This is a genomic window from Bacteroidota bacterium (assembly GCA_016213405.1).
Lineage (GTDB): Bacteria > Bacteroidota > Bacteroidia > Palsa-948 > Palsa-948 > Palsa-948.
In genome coordinates this window covers 1-3,078 of the sequence record JACRAM010000039.1, presented here as the reverse complement: position 1 = coordinate 3,078, position 3,078 = coordinate 1, and the positions used below count along the sequence as shown (strand labels likewise).

The following is a 3,078-nucleotide window of genomic DNA, read 5'->3' as shown; positions in this document are numbered from 1 at the left end:
TAATTCCATAGTAGTGTTTGCGTTTAAGTCCCAGAAATTTTTCAGATGCGCGAGGTAAAGAAAATTGTTTTTCCTGCTTCGCTGGAAACTCGGACTCTCAGCAACATTTGTTGCTTCGACAGTGAGTTCCTGAAAAAATTTCCGATTTGGCAAAAGCCAGTTTAGCGAAGCTCCATCACCTTTCAATCCTTCTTCACCGAAAAAATTCACGTATGCGTCTGGCATATCAATGAACGGAAGCGCATGTACGTGTATGGGATTCACACGACCTAATGCCTCCTTAAATCTTCCCACTCTCAGTTGCAGATGCGCAGGCAGAGCTAATGTGGTAAGATACCCTTCTTCAATTTCATTGGAAAATTCTCCTGTGAAAGGGTCCTCACTAACAGAATAAAAAAAGTCAGCACGGGCATACGGGTCAATAACGGACTCAAAACAAAACTCCACTTCGTTCAACACAGCATCAACATTATGTGAGCCGAAACTTCGATAAAGCCCCCGCATATCGCCAATGACACTGAGGTTGGGATTTACGGAAGGGGCTATGCGTGGTTGTATCGGTGGCGTTTGCTGTGGTTGCATTTCATTTTGGAGTTGCAAGAGCAAAAGCGAATCCGATTTAGTGCTGTCTGTCTGGGCTTGGATTTGCAAAACAGAAAACAGAATGAAGAATATTAAACTGATTATTTTATTAGTCATAAAATGAATTTTGGTTTAAATAAGTTTGTACACGGAAAAACCCGTGAGCATACTCTACGTCAACTGACGGAGCAAAGAAAATTAAACCAAATAGGGAGGGGCGCGAAGCGAAACAAAATAATCTGTTGAGGAAATTACTGGCGTTTCATCATGAGGAAGTGTGAAATCAGAAAAAGCAAAAATACTGAAATTGGGATTTTCGTCAACGGGAACAGTTAAAACAGGTATAGTGAATTCGCATATCGGGCAAGCAGGGTGTGCATGGTGAAAGTGTTTGTCAGTCCCTTTACAAGAGAAAGTGTTTTTATGAGTAAAATCGTGAATGCTTTTTTCTATTAGCGGGCATAGAAACAGCGCAAGCAGAAAAAGGGAGAAATATTTTTTAAACACTTTCATCAGTGGGTAAATATACAATATTTATATTTCTTGTTATTCTTAGTTGTGATGGTGATGGGCAACGAGGTTATGTCCCAACAGAAAAGTGCAGGCAATCGCTATGAATATTTTTGGGAATAACAATTTCATCGGGCAAAGATAGGAAAGTTTTTTGTTTTCATTTTTTTGTGTGCAGGATGGTTTGGCTCTTTTGACTTTGCCCCTGCGGTTGGCTTTTGTGGTTGGGGGCAAAGGCAAATGTGCCAAACAGTGTAGGCAAAAGAAATTTTCAAAAATGCGAAGGGTGGTTTTGTTTTCTTTTTTGTCTGTCCGCGAACTGCGAGGTTGTCTACGGAGCAAATGTTCCGATGTATTTTTTTGCTGTCAAGTTACCGCAACGCTGTCCAGTGCGAAACTGTCCCGATGTTTGGCTGTTTGTCCGCAAGTTTTTTTGTTGCAGTTGCTGTCAAGTTACTACGGAAATGTCTACGGAGAATTGTCGTTTTTCAGCATTGGGCATAACGTTTTGCGGGTTTAAGAAGTTGGCGATTTCGGAGCACAAAACTGTCTGCCAGCAATGAACTTAATACGAAGCACGAAACTTCATTTAACCACTGAACCGCCAATTTCTTAAACCCGCTGTTATGGGCTGGTTTTTATTCTCTCTTAAATCGTTTCGCGAGTCTTTCAAGATGTCCTTGTAAGTCTGTAATGTGTTTAATTATTTTGTCCCTTCTGTCATTTGAAATGTCCGTGTCCAATATGTCTGTTAGTTTTTTTATGCCTACACATATTGATTCGTAAACTTCTTCTGGTGTTGCTGATTGATTTTCCATATGATTATTTTTTAGATGCGATGTAAAGTCCACCGAACATTATAATGTTTAGAAGAATGATTACCGCAACGACTATGAGATTTTTCTTTTTCTTCTTTGCTCTTTGTTCTTCAAGTCGTGGAATCCATTTGTTTTTTAATGTCGCCAAACTTTCTTCAAGGTCTGTAACAATGTGTCTAAGTTTTGGATGCTCGGTGTCATCTTTCCTTTTTAATTTTTTCATTCCTTCTTCTGCTTTCTCAACGCACGCTTCTACAAATTCAAAATCTTTGAAGTAAGGTTTCATAAAATTTTTGTCTCCGACTTGATGCTGAATGGCTGTCACATTATGCTCGCCCAAAACACTTTTGATTTGCTCGGTTGCTGCTTTGATAATTTTCTCCGTTGTCTTTTCAATATCTTCAACATCGTTTGGAAAGGAAATTGAGTTGATGTTGTCTTTGTCGGAAAAATTTGAATCATTCATCCAAGGTTTTTGAGCGTTGTCGTGCTTTCGCTGTTGCTCAAGTTCATACTCAATTTTTTCCGCTTGTGCTTCTGCAATAATTTGGTCGCCTGTTTTTACAGGTTCGGAATAAGTGTTTGAACCTGTTGAAGAACCTTGCTGTCCTTTTTCAATAGCAGATTTAATCTGTTTTACCTCGCTACTTGTAAAACCGTTAGCGGAAACTCTTGTCCCTGCTGTGTAAAAATGGATAGTTGAATAACCGACCAATGGTGCGTCAACACTTACCTCTCCAATTTGATTGTATGGTAAATGTTTTGACTGTCCACTGAACAGTCCAGGAATTTTTATTGTCAAGCCGTTTTGCTCGCAATGTATTTCTGCTGGGAAAACTTTGTTTCCTTCTGAGAGTCGTGATGCTGTAAATTTCATTTTGATTTGGATTTTATTTGTTATTAATTTTTTGTCTGCCGATTTTTTATGACTGCCGGAAAAGTCATTGGAAATAGTCAGTCGCTAAGAACTGTCACACCAAATTGTCGGTGGTTCTCTTGTCTGTCCGCTATGTTTTTTAAACTTGCCCATAACGTTCCGCGCATATTGCGTTGTTGCCGATTTACGAAGCGCAAAATTGTCTGCCGAAACACAAAGCAAAGATATGAAAAACAAAACTCGATGCAAGATTGTAGCGGCAATAACGCAAATGCGTTGTTACCGCCTGTT

3 protein-coding genes are annotated in these 3,078 nt (G+C 39.4%); all 3 read right to left on the bottom strand.

Going from position 1 to position 3,078, the window contains the following annotated elements; all coding sequences use genetic code 11:
- On the bottom strand, window positions 1-699 hold a 699-nt coding region (locus HY841_04390; protein MBI4929979.1), incomplete at its 3' end, for a hypothetical protein.
- A gap of 81 nt (window positions 700-780) precedes the next feature.
- Window positions 781-1,095, bottom strand: a complete 315-nt coding sequence (locus tag HY841_04385) for a hypothetical protein (protein ID MBI4929978.1) — start codon at window positions 1,093-1,095, stop codon at window positions 781-783.
- An 819-nt stretch (window positions 1,096-1,914) separates the two neighbouring features.
- Window positions 1,915-2,787, bottom strand: coding sequence for a hypothetical protein (locus tag HY841_04380; GenBank protein MBI4929977.1), 873 nt, complete (start codon window positions 2,785-2,787; stop codon window positions 1,915-1,917).
- Window positions 2,788-3,078 lie beyond the last annotated feature (291 nt).